The organism is Streptomyces sp. NBC_01571, from assembly GCF_026339875.1.
In the GTDB taxonomy this organism is placed as follows: Bacteria; Actinomycetota; Actinomycetes; order Streptomycetales; family Streptomycetaceae; genus Streptomyces.
In genome coordinates, this window is record NZ_JAPEPZ010000001.1 from 144,954 (window position 1) to 164,243 (window position 19,290).

The 19,290-nt window shown below is 67.8% G+C and carries 24 protein-coding genes and 3 pseudogenes; 12 read left to right on the forward strand and 15 right to left on the reverse strand.

All coding sequences use genetic code 11. The features are described 5' to 3' along the window. Nucleotides 1-34 precede the first annotated feature (34 nt). The 4 genes from OHB41_RS00680 to OHB41_RS00695 all read left to right on the forward strand — a co-directional run bounded on the left by OHB41_RS00680 (nucleotide 35) and on the right by OHB41_RS00695 (nucleotide 3,404). Nucleotides 35-1,123, forward strand: a complete 1,089-nt coding sequence (locus OHB41_RS00680) for a glycosyltransferase family 2 protein (protein ID WP_266695993.1) — start codon at nucleotides 35-37, stop codon at nucleotides 1,121-1,123. A gap of 807 nt (nucleotides 1,124-1,930) precedes the next feature. Then, entirely contained in the window at nucleotides 1,931-2,425 is a 495-nt protein-coding gene (locus tag OHB41_RS00685) for a DUF6192 family protein (RefSeq protein ID WP_266695994.1), read from the forward strand. Between the two features lie 101 nt (nucleotides 2,426-2,526). Then, complete coding sequence (locus OHB41_RS00690; RefSeq protein WP_266695995.1) at nucleotides 2,527-2,919, forward strand: ATP-dependent DNA ligase; 393 nt, start codon at nucleotides 2,527-2,529, stop codon at nucleotides 2,917-2,919. Continuing rightward, nucleotides 2,910-3,404, forward strand: coding sequence for a DNA ligase-like domain-containing protein (locus tag OHB41_RS00695; RefSeq protein ID WP_266695996.1), 495 nt, complete (start codon nucleotides 2,910-2,912; stop codon nucleotides 3,402-3,404). Before OHB41_RS00690 ends, OHB41_RS00695 begins: the two co-directional genes overlap by 10 nt. A gap of 425 nt (nucleotides 3,405-3,829) precedes the next feature. Here OHB41_RS00695 and OHB41_RS00700 read toward each other — a convergent pair whose 3' ends face one another. The 3 genes from OHB41_RS00700 to OHB41_RS00710 all read right to left on the reverse strand — a co-directional run bounded on the left by OHB41_RS00700 (nucleotide 3,830) and on the right by OHB41_RS00710 (nucleotide 6,203). Continuing rightward, nucleotides 3,830-5,062, reverse strand: a complete 1,233-nt coding sequence (locus tag OHB41_RS00700; RefSeq protein ID WP_266695997.1) for a PP2C family protein-serine/threonine phosphatase — start codon at nucleotides 5,060-5,062, stop codon at nucleotides 3,830-3,832. A 704-nt stretch (nucleotides 5,063-5,766) separates the two neighbouring features. Beyond that, nucleotides 5,767-6,045 carry a hypothetical protein gene (locus OHB41_RS00705; RefSeq protein ID WP_266695998.1) on the reverse strand — a complete coding sequence of 93 codons (279 nt, stop codon included), beginning with the start codon at nucleotides 6,043-6,045 and terminating at the stop codon, nucleotides 5,767-5,769. 2 nt (nucleotides 6,046-6,047) lie between these two features. Continuing rightward, entirely contained in the window at nucleotides 6,048-6,203 is a 156-nt protein-coding gene (locus tag OHB41_RS00710) for a hypothetical protein (RefSeq protein WP_266695999.1), read from the reverse strand. A 267-nt stretch (nucleotides 6,204-6,470) separates the two neighbouring features. Between OHB41_RS00710 and OHB41_RS00715 the strand changes: the two genes are divergently transcribed. Continuing rightward, nucleotides 6,471-6,836 (forward strand): VOC family protein, encoded by a 366-nt coding sequence (locus OHB41_RS00715; protein ID WP_266696000.1) that lies wholly within the window; start codon nucleotides 6,471-6,473, stop codon nucleotides 6,834-6,836. A 149-nt stretch (nucleotides 6,837-6,985) separates the two neighbouring features. Here the strand turns inward: OHB41_RS00715 and OHB41_RS00720 are convergent, their stop codons facing one another. The 3 genes from OHB41_RS00720 to OHB41_RS00730 form a co-directional block, all read right to left on the reverse strand. Next, entirely contained in the window at nucleotides 6,986-7,126 is a 141-nt protein-coding gene (locus tag OHB41_RS00720; protein WP_266696001.1) for a hypothetical protein, read from the reverse strand. Between the two features lie 430 nt (nucleotides 7,127-7,556). Beyond that, nucleotides 7,557-7,817, reverse strand: coding sequence for a hypothetical protein (locus tag OHB41_RS00725; RefSeq protein WP_266696002.1), 261 nt, complete (start codon nucleotides 7,815-7,817; stop codon nucleotides 7,557-7,559). After that, nucleotides 7,814-8,119, reverse strand: coding sequence for a DUF6247 family protein (locus OHB41_RS00730; protein ID WP_266705560.1), 306 nt, complete (start codon nucleotides 8,117-8,119; stop codon nucleotides 7,814-7,816). The genes OHB41_RS00725 and OHB41_RS00730 overlap by 4 nt, the downstream gene beginning before the upstream one ends. A 263-nt stretch (nucleotides 8,120-8,382) precedes the next feature. Here OHB41_RS00730 and OHB41_RS00735 point away from each other — a divergent pair, with 263 nt between their 5' ends. Together OHB41_RS00735 and OHB41_RS00740 are read left to right on the forward strand one after the other, a co-directional pair. Next, nucleotides 8,383-9,006 carry a DUF6232 family protein gene (locus OHB41_RS00735; RefSeq protein WP_266696003.1) on the forward strand — a complete coding sequence of 208 codons (624 nt, stop codon included), beginning with the start codon at nucleotides 8,383-8,385 and terminating at the stop codon, nucleotides 9,004-9,006. Next, complete coding sequence (locus OHB41_RS00740) at nucleotides 9,003-9,329, forward strand: hypothetical protein (protein WP_266696004.1); 327 nt, start codon at nucleotides 9,003-9,005, stop codon at nucleotides 9,327-9,329. The genes OHB41_RS00735 and OHB41_RS00740 overlap by 4 nt, the downstream gene beginning before the upstream one ends. A gap of 87 nt (nucleotides 9,330-9,416) precedes the next feature. Here OHB41_RS00740 and OHB41_RS00745 read toward each other — a convergent pair whose 3' ends face one another. From OHB41_RS00745 to tap, 3 genes and pseudogenes are all read right to left on the reverse strand, one after another. Beyond that, nucleotides 9,417-9,800 (reverse strand): hypothetical protein, encoded by a 384-nt coding sequence (locus OHB41_RS00745; protein WP_266696005.1) that lies wholly within the window; start codon nucleotides 9,798-9,800, stop codon nucleotides 9,417-9,419. Between the two features lie 107 nt (nucleotides 9,801-9,907). Further along, nucleotides 9,908-10,464 (reverse strand): annotated as a pseudogene (gene tpg / locus OHB41_RS00750) (telomere-protecting terminal protein Tpg). Nucleotides 10,465-10,468: 4 nt separating this feature from the next. Continuing rightward, a pseudogene (tap, locus tag OHB41_RS00755) lies at nucleotides 10,469-11,719 on the reverse strand (telomere-associated protein Tap); the annotation flags it as partial. A 54-nt stretch (nucleotides 11,720-11,773) separates the two neighbouring features. Here tap and OHB41_RS00760 point away from each other — a divergent pair. The 3 genes from OHB41_RS00760 to OHB41_RS00765 all read left to right on the forward strand — a co-directional run bounded on the left by OHB41_RS00760 (nucleotide 11,774) and on the right by OHB41_RS00765 (nucleotide 14,078). Continuing rightward, entirely contained in the window at nucleotides 11,774-12,229 is a 456-nt protein-coding gene (locus OHB41_RS00760) for a hypothetical protein (protein ID WP_266696006.1), read from the forward strand. A 586-nt stretch (nucleotides 12,230-12,815) separates the two neighbouring features. Then, complete coding sequence (locus OHB41_RS52230) at nucleotides 12,816-12,896, forward strand: tryptorubin family RiPP precursor (protein ID WP_353962916.1); 81 nt, start codon at nucleotides 12,816-12,818, stop codon at nucleotides 12,894-12,896. Between the two features lie 132 nt (nucleotides 12,897-13,028). Further along, the gene (locus tag OHB41_RS00765) at nucleotides 13,029-14,078 is read left to right on the forward strand and encodes a cytochrome P450 (RefSeq protein ID WP_266696007.1); all 1,050 of its coding nucleotides are present in this window, start codon (nucleotides 13,029-13,031) and stop codon (nucleotides 14,076-14,078) included. Between the two features lie 429 nt (nucleotides 14,079-14,507). Here the strand turns inward: OHB41_RS00765 and OHB41_RS00770 are convergent, their stop codons facing one another. Both OHB41_RS00770 and OHB41_RS00775 read right to left on the reverse strand, forming a co-directional pair. Beyond that, the gene (locus OHB41_RS00770) at nucleotides 14,508-14,822 is read right to left on the reverse strand and encodes a hypothetical protein (RefSeq protein ID WP_266696008.1); all 315 of its coding nucleotides are present in this window, start codon (nucleotides 14,820-14,822) and stop codon (nucleotides 14,508-14,510) included. A gap of 61 nt (nucleotides 14,823-14,883) precedes the next feature. After that, nucleotides 14,884-15,144 carry a MerR family transcriptional regulator gene (locus tag OHB41_RS00775; protein ID WP_266696009.1) on the reverse strand — a complete coding sequence of 87 codons (261 nt, stop codon included), beginning with the start codon at nucleotides 15,142-15,144 and terminating at the stop codon, nucleotides 14,884-14,886. A 215-nt stretch (nucleotides 15,145-15,359) separates the two neighbouring features. Between OHB41_RS00775 and OHB41_RS00780 the strand changes: the two genes are divergently transcribed. Beyond that, nucleotides 15,360-15,641 carry a COG4315 family predicted lipoprotein gene (locus OHB41_RS00780; protein ID WP_266696010.1) on the forward strand — a complete coding sequence of 94 codons (282 nt, stop codon included), beginning with the start codon at nucleotides 15,360-15,362 and terminating at the stop codon, nucleotides 15,639-15,641. A gap of 441 nt (nucleotides 15,642-16,082) precedes the next feature. Here the strand turns inward: OHB41_RS00780 and OHB41_RS00785 are convergent, their stop codons facing one another. From OHB41_RS00785 to OHB41_RS00800, 4 genes are all read right to left on the reverse strand, one after another. After that, entirely contained in the window at nucleotides 16,083-16,646 is a 564-nt protein-coding gene (locus tag OHB41_RS00785; RefSeq protein ID WP_266696011.1) for an HAAS signaling domain-containing protein, read from the reverse strand. 39 nt (nucleotides 16,647-16,685) lie between these two features. Then, on the reverse strand, nucleotides 16,686-17,039 hold the full coding sequence (locus tag OHB41_RS00790) for a PadR family transcriptional regulator (protein WP_266696012.1): 354 nt from the start codon (nucleotides 17,037-17,039) through the stop codon (nucleotides 16,686-16,688). Nucleotides 17,040-17,797: 758 nt separating this feature from the next. After that, nucleotides 17,798-18,208 (reverse strand): VOC family protein, encoded by a 411-nt coding sequence (locus tag OHB41_RS00795; protein WP_266696013.1) that lies wholly within the window; start codon nucleotides 18,206-18,208, stop codon nucleotides 17,798-17,800. A gap of 48 nt (nucleotides 18,209-18,256) precedes the next feature. After that, nucleotides 18,257-18,478: a hypothetical protein gene (locus OHB41_RS00800; protein ID WP_266696014.1), complete on the reverse strand. Its 222-nt coding sequence runs from the start codon at nucleotides 18,476-18,478 to the stop codon at nucleotides 18,257-18,259. On the opposite strand from OHB41_RS00800, the pseudogene OHB41_RS00805 reads away from it, so the two are divergent. Further along, nucleotides 18,384-19,175: pseudogene (locus OHB41_RS00805) on the forward strand (helix-turn-helix domain-containing protein); the annotation flags it as partial. The gene OHB41_RS00800 and the pseudogene OHB41_RS00805 sit on opposite strands and share 95 nt — an antisense overlap. Between the last annotated feature and the right edge of the window lie 115 nt (nucleotides 19,176-19,290).

The window sequence follows — 19,290 nt, forward strand, 5'->3', positions numbered from 1 at the left end:
CACAGGGCAAGCCAGTTCAAGATGTCACCCGGTCGTGCACCAGACCCTCACGTCCGATAGCTTGTCATGCCTTGAGCTGCCGACCTATGTTTCGATGATCATGCGCACATCCCCAATGATCAGCGTCATAGTCGCCGCTCACGACCTGCAGGGTCAGCTGGAGAGCTGCCTGCGTTCGATCCTGAACCAGTCCTTCCGGGATCTGGAGGTCGTCGCGGTCCTGGACCAGTCGCCTGAGTGCCCTGCGAACGTGGTGGATGACTACGCTCAGCGTGACGGGCGCGTGTCCGTCGTGCGCTTGAAGGGTGTCGTCGGCATCGGCCGGATACGCAACGCAGGCGCGGAGCACGCCGCCGGTGATTACCTGCTGTTCCTGGACAGCGATCACATCGTCAGGGATACAACACTTCAGGCCATGGCCGACCAGCTGCAAGCTACAGACGAGCCGGACGTTCTTCTCTTCGGGCATACGCGTCTGCATCACCGTCGCTCCTGGCACGGTGCCGCCGCCGAGCTGATTGCCCAGCAGGGGCGTGAGTCCTTCGCCCCGATCGATCTGCCTGAGTTGTTCGGTGCCCCCGCCTACTCCTGGGACCGCTTGTTCCGCCGCGACATGTGGACCCGGCAGCACCTCTCATTTCCCGACGGTCTCTACGAGGAGGTCTCGGCCGTCCACCGCGCCATGCTCGCCGCTGACCGGATCGGCGTTCTGAAATGGAACTGCGTGCAAATCCGCCGCCGGCTCACCCAACACCCCGCAGACGCGCCAGGCGGCACCCACTTCGACGTCTTCGCCAGGTACGAAGAGAGCTTCGGTCTGCTGCAGGAGCGCACCGCCCTGGACGCTCTGACTCCCTTTCTCTTCACTCGCATGATTCGTCACTACCTCTTCCTTCTCAATCTTGAGGGGTGCCTCTCCCACGCCGAGCGCCCGCAGTTCTTCCAACGCGCCAGCGAGCACTACCGCCGATTCCTCCCCGACGGCTACGAGCGCCCCGATGGCCGCGAGGGCGTCAAGTTCCAACTCGTCGCGAGCGGGATGTACAGCGCTTTCGAGGCCGCCAGGCTCCCTCAGCTCGCACGCGGCTTCGTCTCCCGGGGCGCCACCGTCCGCGGAGGGTAGCGCAGGCTGAGCGGCACCGACCGGGACACTCAATGTCAGGACGTGGCCTCACGCCCGTGACACGGCTTCCCGCCGCGCCGACGGGTGAACTCACCGAGCAGCCAGTCCTGATCCTCGACCTCTTCGCCAAAGTGGGTCTTCAAAGTTGAGCGGTCCTAACTTGTTCGTGGGTTGGACGGGCCATCGTAAGGTCCAGAGGCCCAGAGACACCGGGTATGGCTTTTGAGGGCGTTGTCACGTTGCTGGGTGTGTGGGTGCCTGATGGCGCGTCGGAGCGTGGTGGGGCCCGGGTGCCGGCCTGTGGTCAGGCCGTGGTGGCTGTGGCGACGACTCCGGTGACGTGGTCCCAGACGGCGAAGGGGTCTTTGGCTGCCCCGGGCCAGCGGCATCGCACTGGAGTGCGTGTAGGCGCTGGGATCCTGGGGCTGCTCCCCCTCGGGCTATATGGCGGCCGGGAGGGGTTCTGTGAGGCGGTCCAGCCGTTGGTAGAGGGCTCGCACGAGTCGGGCGCGGTTCTCGGCGCAGCGTGCGGTGCCTTCCACGTCGTTCATGCATTGCGACTGGACGAACTCGAACTGCCGCCCGAGGCCCGGTGAGGCGAGGACTCGAAGACACCGAAAGAGGCCGATCACGGATCGCTCAGAGTGAACGGATCATCGGCCGCCACCCGGGACCACTTCTACCCAGAACGATCATTAATGGGCACGTATTGCGATCTTGACTGACGGTGCGTGACGCTCCGTCATGGGCGTGGGCCTTGGCCGGTCATGGCCCGAAGCGCCGTGCCACGAACCGCGCTCGTGGGCAGTGGAAGCCATATCCGAGGAGAACGAGGTGGTCGGAGCGGTCAGCCGGTCCCGCTACGTGCAGATCGTTGCCGAGCTGCGCGGCGTGAGAGGACAACAGACACAAGGGCAGTTCACGATCGGTGACCGGGCTCTGGAGATCGAACCGATACGGTCCTGCAGCGGCCAGGCCACAGACGCCACACGGCCGGTGGCACAGTCCCTGGCCCGGCTGGCCGAGGACCTCGGCCTGCCCGTGACCACCATCCAGCAGGCGCGCTGGACCGCCTCACGCTGGCCGGCCGACCAACGCCGGAAAACAGAGTCGTTCACCGTCCACCGCGTGCTGGCCGGCATCGACGACGAACAGGAACGGTTCGCCGCGATCGACGAGCTCCCGGACGGCAAGACCCACTGGACCACGGACGACGCCACACAGCGGATCAGAACCCAGGGGAAAAACACCAGCCGCCCAACAGGGGACAAGCACCGTCATCACTCCCCGGCCCGGAGCTGATCCTGCCGCCGCGGTGACCACCAGCCTCGGCACCCTGTCCGCACGCAACTGCTCGGGGGCCGCACCCAGCGCCAGCGCCCGCCGGGTGGAAGGAATTCCGGGTGACCTGGTCACAGCCCGAGCCGATGCTGACCACGCCCGTACCGACGCCCGATCTGGGGCCAGGGTGGGCGGACGAACCGAAGTGGGACGGCTTCCGTGCCCTGCTCCACACCGACCCGGGACGGGTCGTCCTGCACTCGAGACACGACACCGAGATGGCACCGGCGTTCCCCGACATCACACCGGCCACCGCCGTGCAACTGCCGGACGCGACCGCGCTGGACGGGGAGCTGGTCGTGTGGGAAGGCAACCGGTTCGCGTTCGAACGGCTACAGAATCGGCTTCAGCGGCGGGGTGCCGCGGCCGCGCAGGCCGCGGAAGAGTGGCCGGTGCACTTCGTCGCGTTCGATCTGTTGCGCTTGTCGGGGGCGGACACGACGGCGTGGCCCTAACGGCGCCGCCGGGCCCCACTGGAGCGACGTTCACCGCCCGGCGGCTGACCGCCCCGTGGACGCTGTCCCCGTCGACCACCAACCCCGACACCGTCCGCGAATGGCTGACCTGGACGTCAGTGGGCGTGGAGGGCGTCGTCTTCAAACGGCTGGCCGATCCCTGCCGGTCCGCGGCCCGGGGCTGGCGGAAGTACAAGGTCCGCGAGACCACCGAGGCAATCGTCTGCGCCATCACCGGCTCCCCGCGCGCTGCTGCTCAGCAGACACGACAACCAGGAGCGCCTGCAGTACATCGGCCGCACCACCACCCTCCCCCGCACCGCAGGCGCCGCACTCGCCGGGCACCTCGCGGCGGCACGGACCGGGCATCCGTGGACGGACTGGTCGTTCCCGCCCGGTGGGGAAGCCGGGAGACCCTGGACGTCACCCTGGTCGAATGGCCTAGAAGAGGCAGCCGCGACGGCGTCGAGACAGAGCGATGGTGAGTTAGCGGGTCCGCGCGTCGTCGGTGGTACCAGGCGCAGCGGTAGTCCGTGTCCCTGGCCTGTACCGAACGTTGATACGACGTCGCAGCCCGCACCACCCCACGGGTGGGCACGCGATTTCCGTGAGGGCCCGAGCCCCACCCGGTCTCGGGCCCTCACCCAGGCCCGTGCACGGTCTGTGGCCAGCTGTTTCCTTCCATCCGGTCGGAAGTCCCGGCAACACCCCGTGCAAGGCTCTGTGCAACAGGCCGCGTGGCAGGTCTGTCCCTGCCCCGCGTAGCCCGCGGGCACCGCGCCACGGACGGCCGGCCGGGATGCAGCCGCCGGTCGCAGCTGGGAAAGGGCGGGCGCTCAGGCTTGCAGGAGGAGGCGCGACGGGAGAGCTACTCAGCAGCAGCCAAACGCCGTCCAGGAGAGCACTCTGCTCACGGTTGCTGCTTTGGGCGGCCGGCTGAAGCCTGTTGGACATCCGCGCCGGAGCTGACGTGTCGTTGGATCTCCTGGGGGCCGTGCCAGTCCAGGCACATCACAGTGGCATCGTCCTCGAGACGGCCGCCGGCCGCGTCCCGGACTGCGGACGTCAGCATCAAGGCCGTCTCCCGCGGGTGAAGGCCCCGGGTGCGCGCCAGCAGAGCTGGCAGGTCGACCCTCTCCCCGTGCCGTTCGACCATGCCATCGGTGAACATGAGCAGCCGGTCACCATGGCGCAGATTTAGGTCCTGAACACGGTAGGGACGGGTCGCGAACTCGGACAGCCCGAAAGGATGGTCCACCTCGCAGGTGATCACCTCCACAACGCCCTCGCGCATGCGCAAGGGCCAGGGATGCCCGGCGTTGACGAGCTGGGCCCGCCCGGTGCGGAGATTGATGCGCAGCAGCTGCCCCGTGGCATGCCCGTGGCCGTGTTCGACAAGTGCCTGGTCGGCGCGGTGGGCCTGTTCGGCCAGGTCGGCTCCTGCGCGGCGGGCGCCGCGCAGGGCGCTCACCAGGACCGTGGCGGCGAGGGCGGCGCCGATGTCGTGGCCCATGGGGTCGGTCACCGACACGTGCAGCGTGTCCCGGTCCAGGGTGTAGTCGAAGGTGTCGCCGCTCAGGTTTTCGGAGGGCTCCAGGCTCCCGCTCAGCGTGAACTGGGCGGCCTCGCACGACAGTGACGGGGGGAGCAGCTGGTACTGGATCTCCGCTGCGAGGGTGGGCGGTCTGGAGCGCTTGCCCCAGGTGTAGAAGTCGGTGAAGCGCCCGTTGGCGATCACGATGTAGGCGAGGACATGGGCGGCCTCCCCGACCGCGTCGAGGATGTCCTCGCCGGGGGCGGTGGGCAGGAGCAGTTCCAGCAGCCCGATCGCATCCCCCCGGTTGGTGACCGGCACGATCACCCGCTGCCCCTGCCCGGTCGCCACCTGATACAGCCGCTGGGTGCGGATCACCTCCTCGTAGACACTGCCGAACAAAGGGATCCGCTCCGCCTGCCGCCCATCTGGAGGGGCGGTCGACAGCCGCGCCACCGCCTTCCCCGTCAGGTCCACGATCAGGAAAGAGACCTTCGTGGCCTCGAAACGCCGCCGCAGATCCTCCGCGATCACATCGACCGCCTCCACCGGCGCCGCCGTCTCCGCCGCCGTCAGCAACCGGGGAAGCCCACTCTGCCCACCACTCACGACCGCAGTCCCTTCCACCGCCCCGCCTACCAGCAAGAGAATCACCACGGCGAGCGTCAACACATGAAAAGTAACAATAAGTGCATATCGTCGCGTTATGTGTTCACGGAAGTGAGTTTGTTTCCCGCCGTCCACCGCGGACGCGGCCGTAGCGCAGTGAACGTCCTCGCCGAACGCTCACGAATGCCGTCTCCCAGGTGCGGGCACGTCTTCTTCTGGGTGGCTGTAGCGGGCCTGTCCAGTGGTCATGGAGATTTGGCGAACTGACGGTGGGTGCTGCTCCTTCGCCGAAATCGGCTCTGGCAGGAGCCGGGGCAAGTTGGTGAGCACCACCTTGAGAGCGATCACCTCAGCCTGCGGGGTGAGTGGCGACGCGCCAGGACCGCGGCGGGGGATGTGCTGCCAGTCGAGGAAGCCCTGACGGGCGGTTGGGTTCCGGGGCTGGCGGGCAGGTGCTGGCGGTGAGTGGACGAGCTCACCGCCGACAAACTTGCCGCACTCGCAGCCCTCGGACTCAAGTGGGACTGAGCGTCATCGGGGTTGGTGAGAGGGGATACCGTGCGCAGCCGCCGACGGGGGGCGAAGCAGCTGCGCACGGTCAGGAGCGCCCGCGCTGTGCAGTGCGTGCAGAGCGCCCGTCAGCATGGTTTCACGGGCCGTGCGGTGGTGCTGCATGGGGTGTGGCGGCTGTGTGACGGCCGGCTTCAGGAGGTCTGGTCGTCGTGGAGGTGGATGAAGCCCCGCACCAGCTCCGGCACCCCCTCACAAGCCGCGAACTGGTACGCGATGACGCGCCGGAGGTCACGCTCATCCGGGCTCACCCCGCCGGGTCGCAGCGGGAACACCGCAGCCTCGTGCAGGGCGACCGCGTGCAGGACCATGAGGGCGGCGGCCTCCCCCTCGGCATCGCCCTGCGTGATGCTGCGCAGCGTCTCCCGCGTCTCCCGCGTCTGCAGGCTGCACAGCAAGACTGTGGTCCTCACGATCAGAAGGAACACGCCCACGCCCAGGACGAGCCCGTCACCCAGGCCCCGCCACGGATCCAGCAGGAACCCGGCGCGGCCCCCATCACTGTCACGCACACGCCCATCAGCCCGCCCGCGGCGTACAGGAGCGAGCCGAGTGGGAAGGGAACCTTCATGTCCAGGTTATCCCCGTCCGGCCGTGACGCGATGACCCGTGCCTGCGTTGGAACAGCAGCGCCAGATTCGTCCCTACCGAGCGGCGCGCGAGCCGGGCCCCGGCTCCGGGGCCGGGGCCCGGGGACCGGGGACCGGCTCGCCAGTGCCGCATCAGGCAACGTTCGCCGTGTTGACGAGCCCTGTTCGGTCGAACTTCGTGGCCAGCGATGAGTTTCCCCGCCTGCCTCCGTCTTATTTGGTGAACATCAAGGAAGCGGAGGCAGGGGATGGGCAAAACCACCCGCATCACACAGGTGGCCACGGTCGGGATTCGCGTCACCGACCAGCAGAAGGCTATTGAGTTCTACGTCGGTGAACTCGGCTTCGAAGTACGCCGGGACGTACCCTTCGGCGACGGGCGCTGGATCGAGGTGGCACCGCCTGGGGCGACGACGACTGTCGCGCTCGTTCCCGAGGGGGTCCCGGCCGGCATCCGTCTTACGACCCGGGACGCCGACGCCGACCATGCCGACCTGCGCGCACACGGCGTCGATGCGGACGCAGAAGTCGTGCGGATGGGGCCCGCAGTGCCGCCCATGTTCGCTGTGCGTGACCCGGACGGCAACAACCTCATTCTCATCGAAAGCTCCTGAACAGGCGGAATCCGTGATGAACAAGCAGTTCACCGCGACCCTGTAGAAGCCGGCCTGTTCCAAGCCCTCTTCGGCCGCCGCCAGGACAAACACCCGCGCGACGAGCCCCCGGCATGGCTGTGACGGGCCACCCCGGCTGCCGTGCCCCACTAGCCAGGGCAGCGGAGCAGGACCCGCAGACCCTCGTGGCTGATGTCGTCGAACAGCTTGGACGGCGCGGCACCCGAGGGGACCGTCGACGTCGCGCTCTGCACAACGGCGTCCGCCGACGCAGTAACCAGCTCGGCCACGGGCGCACCGCACCGAGCCACACGGCTATAGCCGTGAACATCAAACGCCTCAGCAGCCAGTCACCGACCGAGGAACCCTCTTCGCCGAGACTGCCGGTGGTCTTGCCGCACCGGATGTGGTCCTCGACATCGGCGAGGAAGTTCAGGAGCGGGCGGTCGGGCGCCGTGGAAGGACGCACAGGGGCCGCCGGAGTAAACCGGCAGTCCGTCGGCGGCGGCAGGCCGCCGCATGAGCGGCCTGCCGGACTGCCGCGAATACCTCCGCGAAGTCCAGCTCGGTGCCGAACGCCCCCGCGGCACCTGGTAACCACCTCGCACAGATACGGGTGGCCGCCCGGATAGCTGCTGGTGGATACAGCCGTAGCCACGATGCCGGGAGCTCCGCCCCCGGCAGTTGCGATGCCGCGGCCGGAGCGTTGTCGCCGGGTGGTTATCCGAGCCAGACGACACTCAGGACGGTCAGGCGATGCAGGGGCCTGTTCACCCAGTAGGTGAGGGACAGTTGACCGACGGCCGCGTAGCGCACGTCCTCGCCCTCGGGGTCGTCGGCGTTCCACTGGCGAAAGCCCCACGGGTCGCCGGCTGCAGCGTCCAGGACGTCCCACACGGTGTCTTCGACGTCCTCGGGAAGGGCGTCGAGGACCTTGGCGGCCGGGGCGGAGAAGCGGACCGCGTACGGCTGTCCGGTCACCGGCGCCTTCCGCGCAGCTCCGCCATGTCGACGCCCTCGCTGTCGTCGTAGCCGGAGGCCACGAACGCATCCACCGCCGGGGCGTGCGCGAGACGGCTCTGCCAGTCCTGGACGACCTCGTACAGGACGGCGAGGGAGAACGTCCGGCGGGACTCCTCGAGGGCCGCCGCCCACTGCCGCTCGAAGGCCGGCACCCACTGCGCGGCGCGCCGGTCGGCGCGCAGCTGGGCGAGGAGTTCGGCCGGAGCTCCCGGCGCGGGGGCGTGCGGCGGGACGGGTGCGTGGTCGGGCTGCGCGCTCATCTGGTCCTCCCGGCGGGTCGTCACCTCACGGTACGCGTGCACGGTGGCCGGTGATACGGACATGCTGCGATCTCCTCGTGCCCCGGTGCCCAGGGCACCGACGACGGCTAGGGCGCGCGGAAGGGGCGGCGGGGCTGAGGTGCGATCCCTGACTGCGGGTCACCAGCACGCAGGGAGATCGGCAATGCCGTGCGGAATTTCGGTGTCCGCGTAACGGAGCGGCTGGTCAAGGGAGGCATCTTCATTGACGATCGTGTCTTGGCGTGGCCGCGGACCTCTGGTCTGCTGCTCGCGCCGGTGACGTTGAGCAGCACCGAGCTGAGGGGAGACAAGTGCAGGGGGACGAGGGGCGGCGGGTTGTGGAGAGCAACGAGGTCTGGTTAGAGGACGGCGTTCTTAGGGTGCGAGACGGGCGGTATCCGTTGCGGACCATCTCCTATGTCGGGCTGCGCGTGCTGAAGATCGACCGAAAACGGGCCACGAAGTGGGAGGTGTGGGCAATCGCCTGGCTGATATTTCTCATATTTGCAATTATTGCTTCGCTGGATGGCACACCTTCCTCTTACGTGGCCAAGTGGCTGATATTCCTCATTCCGGAATCATTGTTCAACTGGCGGATCTACAGAATTCTTCACGCGCCGCCCGTCTATGCCTTGGCTCTCGATACCTCCGGCGTCAAGCATGATGTGGCCTGGTCCTGGGACAGTGCGGAAATAGAGCGCATCGTGGATGAGATCACACGGGTCCTCAGTTATCCCGAACCTGGAAGTATTCACTACTATCACATCATCCGGAACACGGTTGAAGGGGATGTGATAAATCAATACGGATACGGCAATCTCGCCAAGGCTCAGCATTTCGGCAGAGGAGACATAGGAACCAAATGAACGGTGACTACATACATCAGGTCGGCGACGGAAATGCTGGAAAGGTTGTCCACAGCGGTACCGGGGATATCGTGATCGGGGACAGGACAGGCGACCGACCGAAGGTCGTTAACGCCGTTATCGAGGAAATCAGGGCACTGCGGCAGCATCTCGATGCCAGGGACCAGGAGGTAGTGGACGCATCTGTAGAGGAGCTCGCTTCGAATCCATCCCCTGGACGCATGCGGATTCTGCTGCAGCAAGTCGCGGGTATTGCCGCGGTCGTCGGAGAAGTGGGAGCACCGGTCATATCCGCCATCAAAGCCGTTATGGGATCGCTTTAACAAACACTGATCCCTGGCCCCGTGAACAGGTCAATTGGCAGCCTCCATGTCACCTGGTCGAGGCGTGACGCTCTTCCAGTCGGTCGGCTATAGACCTGCCTTGCGGAAGAGAGACAGCAGGGACTGGGCCGGCAAGGCTCCCGGGTTGAAGAACTGCGTGGCCAGATCGGGCAGCACTGCCGGTCCCTGCAAGCGGACCTCATGGCAGGTGAAGCAGAACGCCGCCTCGAACAGCGCCAGATCGAGAGAGTTGTCGTACGCCCGGACGCTCCAACCAGGCGAGAAGCCGCAGCGGTGCTGTTCACTACCGGGCAGGCTCTCGATCAAGGCCAGCGCGTCGGCAGCTTCGTCCCCGGCCCAGTGGGCAACCACCGTGCCGGGGTATGGGTCGTCCCGTCTGGTGGGAAGAGCGGAGATCCGTACGACCTCGATCAGCGCGGTGGCAGTAACGGCTTCGGCCGGGAGCTGCATGTGCGCAGTCTGCCCGCCGGGGCGTGCCTCGGTGACACCACCGCGCTTCGGATCACCTGCGACGGCCCCGGACCAGTCGGCGAGAGCCGTGTGCAGTGCAGCGAAAATCAATCATCGAGATCCAGGTAATCGATGTCGTTGATTTCCACATCTGACAACCCCATCGCTCGGGCTCCACCGTCATGGAAATACACTTCCTTGAATCCCTCCGCGATGATTCCGCGCATCTCCTGGTCGCTGGCACCGTCGTTGCGGGCGTCGACAGGCGTTGCGTGTACTGCGGCGGGAGGTGCACGGTCAGGCGGCGGAAGCGGCCGTCGTCGGTGCTGCCGACGGCGGCGGTGTAGCCGAACCGGGCGCGGGTCTCGACCGTGATGCCGCCCGTGGCGGCGGCCTGGCCGTGCCGGCGCCTGCGCACCAGTGGCTGCCAACGCTGCCTGACCGCGTCATCGATCTTCGCGGCGACGTCGGCTGGAGGGTTCTTGCGGGCGCCGCGGCGGTAGCGGTTGACTGAGTCGGCGGTGACGCCGATCTCCTGCGCGACGGCCTTCGCGCTGCCGAGCTGCTTGATCAGGTAACCGACCCGGCTCTTGAGACTCTTCGGCGGGTCCTTGGTGAAGCTCTCCCGGTCGGCGCGCTCGATGGCGTCCTCGATCTCCCCCACCGTGCTACTCCCCTTCGTCCAGGACGGCGTCGCCGCCCTTGATGTGACGGGCCGGGTTGAAGCCCTGCTCCATCAAATCGACCGCCCACAGCATCGACTGCACGCCCTCCAGCTTCGCCAGCCCCGGCGTCGGCCCGAGACGGAAACCGCCCGGCTGCGGCTTACCGGACGCGGCGTACGGGAGGAAGTCCAGCGGGCTTTCCCCGGGCGAGGGGTAGACGACGCAGTCGGACAGCACGGCCAGCGGGAACAGGCCCGTCATCCGGGACATGTTCAGCAGCTTGCGGTGCATGTTCACCCGCGCCTTGCTGATGACCGCGGCCCGGATGTCGGGGCGCCAGGTCGGCCGCTGCATCGCCGGCCACGCCTCGCCCTCCTTGTAGGACTTGCCCTGAGGTCGCTCGCGGAGCTTGCCGACACCGCCCTTCACCGTCGCCTTGATGGCGGCAAGGACGGCCACCAGGGCCGGGTCGGCCTGCTTGTGCTGCTCCATCGCAGCCAGGAACTGGCGGTCGTCCAGGTCCCGGGTGACACCGAGGTCGGCGAGGGTGTCGACGTAGGCGGCCTTGAGGCGGTCGTGCCACGGATCTAGATACGCGCCTGTCTCCCGGCGCAGGTAGGCCTCCAATGGCTGGACGCTGAAGCCGAGTTCCTGGGCGTAGGCCACCGTGTGCGTCTGGTACCAGGCCGGCCCGGTCGGACGGGAGCCGTCCGGCGTGAACGGCGAGGGCAGCCGCGGGTCCACCTCCACATGGGACAGGTCGACCAGCCACGAGCCGGGGATCTTCGGGTTGAACGTCGGGCCGTGGAAGTGGTCGGGTGCGGACAGGCCGACCGTGAGCCGGGCGGCGGCCGCGAGGAACGCCGTGTTCAGGTCCAAGCCGACTGCGAACGGGAGCGTGCACTCCTCATCGGAGAGCAGGTCCACCGGCCGCACCCACTGATAGGCGTCCTCGTCGAGGAAGCCGCCCGTCCAGCCGGAGTTGACGACCACGGGATGCTCCGCGGTGGCCTCCGGCGGTGCCGGGTCCACCGGCTCCGTCCCCAGCGAGCCCACGTTGTGGCCCGGGATCCAGTTCCCGCTCTCCGCACCCCGCACGGCCTTCGTCGGCGGGCGCAGTGCCGTCATCAGTTCCAGGCCGGAGACGGCTGTGGAGCCGCGCGGGGTGATGACCCGGGTCGCATACGTGCCCAGCACGCGGGCGATGTCGGCCGGCTCCATCTCGGAGCCAGCACCCGGCACTACGCGGCGATCCTGCAGCGCACACTGTCGGCTGCCTACCAGCGGGCCGACTACTTCGCCCGCAACGTGCGCACCATCCAGGTGCTCGTCGACCGCGAGAGCATCCTCACCGGCGCCGCTGCCGGCGGCGAGCAGCCATGGAAGTACTACGACCTGGGGCAGGGCTACTGCTCCTATGACTTCTTTGCCAAGTGCCCGCACCGGCTTGCCTGCGCCCGCTGTCCCTTCTACGTCGCCAAGCAGTCCAGCCGAGGGCAGCTGCTGGAGGCTAGGAGCGGCATCACGCAGATGCTGGAACAGCTCGATCTCACCGACGACGAACGCGAGGCCCTCAGCGGCGATCTCGAAGCCGTCACCGCGCTCGCCGGACGCCTCGCGGACGTCCCCACTCCCGCTGGCCCCACCCCGAGAGAACTTGGCACTGCGGAAAGCTTCATCCCGTTGTCCCAGCTCAGGAACACAATCCGCCCCGTCACTGAAGGCAGCAAGGGCACCTATGGCGATTCTTCAGCACCGTCCTGATCGGCAAGGGCGTCATGCCTGCTCGCGAGAATACCGCTGGTGTGCAACGGCCCGATCGGAAAACTCTGCACCTCAGGTACTGCCGGATGGATCCGGACAGATCGAGAATCACATGGGGGTACTCCTGACCGGACACACGGCAGGGGCGCATAGACGGCTGCTTGCGCGACACGGCCGAGTGTGACGGCCATTCCCGCGGCCCGCAGGCCCCCAAAAGGACAATGCACACATAAGAGCTGTGTACATATTCCGCCAATCGCTGACCGTGAACACGGGGGCAGCGAGCAGGGGTTCACGCCGCGCAGCTTCGGTTACGGGACCCACGCGCAACCCCGTTCGTGCGCTTGGCCAGCGCGGAGAGACGATCGGGCCGACATCCCCACTCCCGCTGACGGCGGGGAGTGCCGTGGTTACCCGTCAGTTCCGAACAGGCCGGAAAACATCGCAGGAAAAGTTTTTGTGAGCGGTGACGACTATCCGGTTATCGGATCAGGGAAGCTTCTCGGCGTCCACCGCACGTGATCATCATCGGCTCCGGCCGACGCCGGCCACGTGCGGCCTGTCCACTCCGCACGGAGGTGCACCGATGAGGCTTCTCTTCTCCATTCGCAACAAGGTCGCGGCCGGCAGGAGCCTGAAGGCCAGCGCCTGGTACCTCTGGTACTGATCCAGTCGCCACGTTAGGCGACATCGTTGTCCGGTGTGCCCCTTCGAGGGCCACCGGACGGCGATGCCGCAGGCTCTCTTCCCCACCCATTCCGCCCCGACCGACTTCGTCGCTGACCGCACCGGAGAACCCATGCCGTCGTCATCCGGCACGCGCACGCGGACCACCGTGTTCGCCCCGCGGCTGGCCGCACTCCTCAGCAATCACCTCGGCCAGGACGTCTTCCGGCTGGAGCCGGACACCATCGGGGTCGCCGGCCCCGAGGTCACCGACCGCGTACTGGCCGCACGCCGGGCCACAGAGACAGAACGGCCGACCTTCAAGCCGCTCCACGGGCGTTCCATCACCCGCACCGAGGCATCTGCGGTGACCCGCACCGTCGCCAACGACGTACGCCAGGCTCTGGCCGGCCCGCTGCCCACGGATCTGGACCTGTCAGGCCCCTGGCCACTGACCGGACACCTTTTCCTGCGCGACCTCATCCTGGGCCGCGACCCCTACCGGCTACGCATGCTCATGAGCCGCTACCTGGAATTGACCCCCAAGCTCACCTGGTCGGTGATCGCCGTCGGCGCCGCGCTGCCCGGCTGGCCCCAGCCCGGCGACATCGGCCTCACCGGCCTAGCCGCCCGCGCGGCCCAAGCCACGGGCTACCAGGAACGCCGGTACGCCATGGGCGTGTACCGCAGAGCCGCAGCACCGGTGTGCTTCACCGTCTCCACCCTCGTCGCCAACGCCCTCTGGCTCGGCGCCCCGTTCGACGACGCATCCCCGAACCGGAACATCATCCTGGAATCCCTGCGTCTTCTGCCGCCCTCCTGGAACATCCTGCGCAACGCCTCACCCGAGTACCCCGCCATCGACGACCGCATCGGCACCCGCGACGACGTACTCGTCCTGCCGCTCCTGTCGCACCGCGACCCCGCCCTCTGGGACGACCCCGAAACCTTCCGCCCCGAACGCTGGAATGATCTGGACCCCGACAACACCCCCGGATACCTCCCCTTCGGCCACACCTCCGAACGCTGCTGGGGCCGACACATGGTCACCCCCCTCGCCGAACTCCTGCTCGACCACGTGCGCCAGAGCGGCCTCACCGTCGACCCGAAGCAGACCACCGGCAAAGTACCCCTCCTCGGCCTGCTAGGCGTCGAAGACGTACACCTGACACAAGCCACCTGACGCCTGTGCCGGCCTGACGGCGTCTGCCGAACTGGACCGAGGCGGGTCTATCGTGATTTAGGTGTTTTTAGGCCCTTTGGCCTAGTGGCTTTTTGTTGGGCTGATTGGCCTATTACTGTAGGTACGTCGCGCACCGTTTGTTCCGGAAAGCGAAGGGGGGGTAGCAAGCGTCCGAGGTGCTGATCTTGGGGCCGCGCAGGACGGAGGATGGCGGGTCGCCGGGCAGATGGCCAGTCCTGGGTACGACCGCCCTCCTGCCGCAAGCCCTCCCCCCAGCTGAGATGGAAGTGTCCAGAGGGAAGCTCGCGCGGTGTGGGCCAAGAGCCCTGGAAGGGGGTACCCGTTTCCAGGCTGGCGGCCATGTCCTCAAACAGTTCTGTCAGGTTCAACGCCCATGCGACGGCGTCACAGCCCGAGCCGATGCCCATTTCATAGACGCACCGCGTACACCGAGCAGGCCGCCACTGCCGCAGCCGAGCGCGAAACGGCGATCAGGACGATGCCCCCTGCCAGCGCGAGGGGGAACACGCCGGCGTGCAACCAGCCGCGCATCCTCGGCTTCAGCGCGGCCGCCGCGCGCGCCATCCCATCCCCCGCGCCATGGTCACTCTGCCCGGCAGCCTGCGTGCCGGCTGTGCCTGACGACGTATCAACCACGGGAGTCCGGAGAGCGTCGGACGCGGTGGCGTGGCGGGGCTGAGGTTGCTGTCCGTAGGCCGACGGCTGGGAATCTTCGGCGATCATCCGCTCATTTTCTGAAATCGCTGGAGGGGCGCCGGGCCGGCGCGCCGCCGCGAATCGCGGGTCAGGTGCCGGCCCTGTGCCGGTACTCGGCGTTGATGCGCTGGGCGTCTTCGAGCTGGTCTTCGAGGATGACGATGCGGCAGGCCGCCTCGACCGGGGTGCCCTGGTCGACAAGTTCCCGGGCGCGGGCGGCGATTCGCAGCTGGTAACGGGAGTAGCGGCGGTGGCCGCCCGCGGAGCGCAGTGGCGTGATCAGCCGCGCTTCGCCGAGGGCACGCAAGAAGCCCTGGGTGGTGCCGAGCATCTCGGCGGCCCGGCCCATCGTGTAGGCGGGGTAGTCATCATCGCGAGATGGCCAGTTGGAAGGCCGTCACCGGGTGCTCTCCGCCACCCCCGAGCCGGAACGCCCAGGAGCCGCACCGCGGGAATTCGACGAAGATCTCCAGCGGCAAGGGGGGCGCACCCGGCTCATCCGTCGACCCGCTCGATAGGGCACAGACAGCAGGACGGCTTCGCATCGCAGTGGAGAGGGACCGCATGTCGGTTGACCATGACGGGATGACCCTCTACACGTTCGACAGGCACCACGACAGCAGGAGCCTCCACACCGGCGAGACTATGCGGTGGCCGGCGCTCCCTGCCGGACCACACCACGACGAGCCGATGAAGAAGTGGACCCGCATCACACGGAACGACGGCACCATGCAGTGGGCCTACGACGGCAAGCCGCTGTACACCTTCGTCAAGGACAAGAAAACCGCAAACACGCCCGGCGATGGTGACGGCATGAAGGACGTCCTCCCTCCCGCCAGGCCGTAGGAGAACAACCGCCGGGCGTGCCGGTTCCGGTAGACACTCCCGCGCGCCCCGACCACGCGCCTCCGCAGACCGCTGCGCGCAGCCCCACCCTGACGGCCGGCCGCGGCATCCCGCACACCGCGGCGCCCACGTGATCGACACACAAGCAGCCCCGGTCGGTGTCGGTCCCGGCCGGGGCTGTCGATGCGCGTGGTCGTGAAGGGCGGTCGCCTACGCGGCGAAGGGCTCCATGAGGCTTCAGCCGAACGATCGTCCTCATGGGCTATAGGTGAGGCCCGGGGACACTGTCCCCTTCACTACCACGCTCCCTCCAACCACGGCAGGGGTACGGATGTTCCCGGTCCTGTACGACAGCCCGGTTTCCGGTTCCGGGCGGCCGGTACCGTCCGGCCTCCGGGGGGGTAGCTGGTCGGGGACGCTGCCAGAACGGGTGAGTCGCCATCATGACGGCGTGCGGCGTCCTGCCCGGAGGAGGTATACCGATGCGGCCGCCGGGATCAGCACGCTGGGAACGACGAGAGCAAGGAGCCCCGAGTCGAGCGGGCCCGTTGTCGCCGAGGTGAAGGCTATGCCGACAAGCGCTACCGGGACCGGGAGCGCGGCCGCGGTGCCGATGGTCTTGTCACGCCTGCTCCAGTGGGGCGCTCCCCACAGCAGCACGATGCCCGCGACCATGGCGATGCCGCCCAGCACGAGACTGAAGCCCCCGAGAAGCCCAGCCGCCGGCAGCAGGATCAACGGGGCGAGGCTGTGCCACTTGCTGACCGGCAGGGCGATGGTCTCGCCTTCGCGGGCCGTGGCCACGATGACGCGAGGGTCGCCGAGGCGGTCCAGGACGGCTTTCACCTCCGCCTCGTCACGGGCCGGCTGCTCGGCGAACGCCACCGCGAGGTGCTCGGTCAGATCGGCGAGAAGTTCGTTGCGGCGCTCAGGGTCCAGGGTTGCGGCCTCGCGTGCCACAGCCTCCAGGTAGGCCACCGCAAGCGGGTGCTCGATGGTCTTCATAGTGAACCTCCAGGTAAAGGCGGTGAGGAGTTGGGTCGTTCAATCGCTGATGAAGCGGTCCACGGCGTCGCGGAAGTACGGCCAGATCTCGGTGAACTCCTCCAGCGCCGCCTCTCCCTGAGAGGTCAGCACGTAGTAGCGGCGCGGCGGCCCGCTCGGGGACTCCTGCCAGGTGGTGTCCACCAAGCCGTCACGGCGCAGCCGGGCCAGCAAGGGATAGATCGTCCCCTGGCTGGTGGTCATCACGTTCACCGTGCCGAGCACCTCCAGCAGCTCCACTCCGTAGCGCGCGCCACCTCGCAGAAGCCCGAGGACGCAGTACTCCAGCACTCCTTTGCGGAGCTGACTTTCCGCCTTCCCTGAGCCGCCCTTACTTGCCTCATCAGGTACCATGCAATGCATGGTAGGCGGCACGGCCGGGTACGTCCAGACCGGCCCGGGATCGGCCCGGTACCGTGCCGGGTGCCGGTAGACGTTCGCAGTTGCGCCAGGGTTCGATGCGGGCCGGTCGCTACTTCGGGCCTCGCCCCCGAGCTCGCCGTACAGGTCGGACCCGGCCCGAGCCCCTGTCCTGACCGCGCCGCTGGCCGACCTGCTCCGCGACGGACCCCCAGCACCGGTCTGGCGGGCGTGATCCGGAGTACGCAGTGTCAGAAGGGTCGTTCGGTGGAGTGGGGGCTGTTCCGGTCGGGCGTGGTCGGCTTGGGCGTCGGCTACTGAAGTACGTGTATTGCGTCCTTGATGCGGCCGCGGTCAAGGAGGCGTTCGGCATGAAGAGAGCTGTTGAAGGTCGGGGGTTGTTCGAGGACGGCCACGGCTTCGTCGGTGCGGCCGGCTTCGGCGAGGCGGTTGGAGATGCTCCAGGCCGCATACCAGGTGTCGCCCTCGGAGTGCGCCCGCGCCTGCTCGATCCCCGGATGCCGTCGATGGGGGCGGCTTGGTCCACTTCGAGGGCCGACCCGGCCGCCTGGGAGCAGGCAACAACGGCTCCAGGCTCGCCCACTGTGCGTCGGCCAAATCGAACCGCCATGTCACCGCCAAGGTGGCCACGAGGTCTCCGGTGTCCGGGTCTTCCTGGTCGATGAACTCTTACCGGAGACCTCACTCCCCCGATCAGGAGACGTCGCCGCTCAGCTCACTCGAAACACGACCTAGTCGTGCTTGGGCCAGGTGGGACCCTGGTCGGTCCAGAGGACGCCCTTGTTGCGGCAGAGGCAGAAGGGGTGGCCGATGGGGTCGGCGTAGACGCGGAATCCGTATCCGTCGGGGCCGGCGCAGTCCCGCTGCAGGGTCGCGCCGAGGGCCAGGACGCGGCGCTGTTCGGCCTCGATGTCGTCGACTTCGAAGTCGAGGTGGAACTGCTTGGGGTGCTCGCTGTCCGGCCACTGCGGGGCGCGGTAGTCCTCCACCTGGATGAAGGCCAGTTCGATCTCACCGAACCGGATACCGGCCCAGTTCTCGTTACTGCCCTCTTTGACCGGGAGCCCCATTACCTCGGAGTAGAAGGCTGCCAGCTTCATCGTGTCCGGGCAATCGATGATGAAGTCGGTTAGTCGTAGCATCCCGCGATCTTGCCACAAGATCAAATGAGTCGGACTTTGAGACAGGCTCTAGGCGAGGCAGCCCAGGGCGGGGTTCAGGGTGCACAGCGTGTCCACGATCCAGTCCTCCGCGCCGCCAGGCTGGTCGGCGAGCGTGCGCATCACCTCGATCGCCTCGTCACCGCGGCCGTGCCGGATCAGTAGCCGGGCCAGCGGGACGGCCACGGGCCGTCGGACTCGGCGGCGGGTCGCGGGCCTGCGCCGGGAGGAGGTGGCCCTGCTCGCCTCCATCAGCGGCGGTTACTACACCCGCCTTGAGCACGGCCGCAGGCAGGCCTCGCAAGCCGTGCTGGAGACCCTCGCCGAGGTCCTCCGTCTCGACGACGAACGCGCCTACATGTTCGCCTGGCGGGCAAGGACGCGGCCCGGCCGCGTCGGCTACCCGTGCGGAAGGTCCAGCCCCAGCTGCGGCGGCTGCTGGACGATCTGACGACCACCCCCGCGGTGGTCCTCGGTCGGCGCATGGACGTTCTCGCCTGGAACCCGATGGCCACCGCCCTGATCACCGACTTCAGCCGGATCCCGGAAAAGCAGCGGAACCTGGTACGGCTGGTATTCCTCGACCCGGCCGTCAGAGCGCTGTATCCGGACTGGGAAGGCGTCGCTCACACCGGTGTGGCCCCGCTGCGGATGGAGGCCGCCCGCGACCCGCATGACCCGAGGCTGACCGCTCTCGTGGGGGAGCTGCCCGTCCAGGACGCGGACTTCCGGCGCTGGTGGGGTGCCCACCACGTCGCCGTCCGCGGCATGGGTACCAAGGTGTTCCGCGTCCCCCTCGCAGGCGACCTCACCCTGGACTGGGACACCCTCCGCCACCGACCCCGACCAGCAACTCGTCACCTGGACCGCCGAACCCGGCACCCCCTCGCACGACGCACTCCGGATACTTGCCTCCTGGACCGCGGGCGCCGATCAGCCCTCGACACCATCGGCGAAGAACACCCGCTGGCAATTCCGCGCAAAGACAGTCCCGACCCGCACCACATCCCCAACCCGGGTGTCCTGCCCGGCTGACAGGCCACCACGCGGAAGCGAGCGCCCCG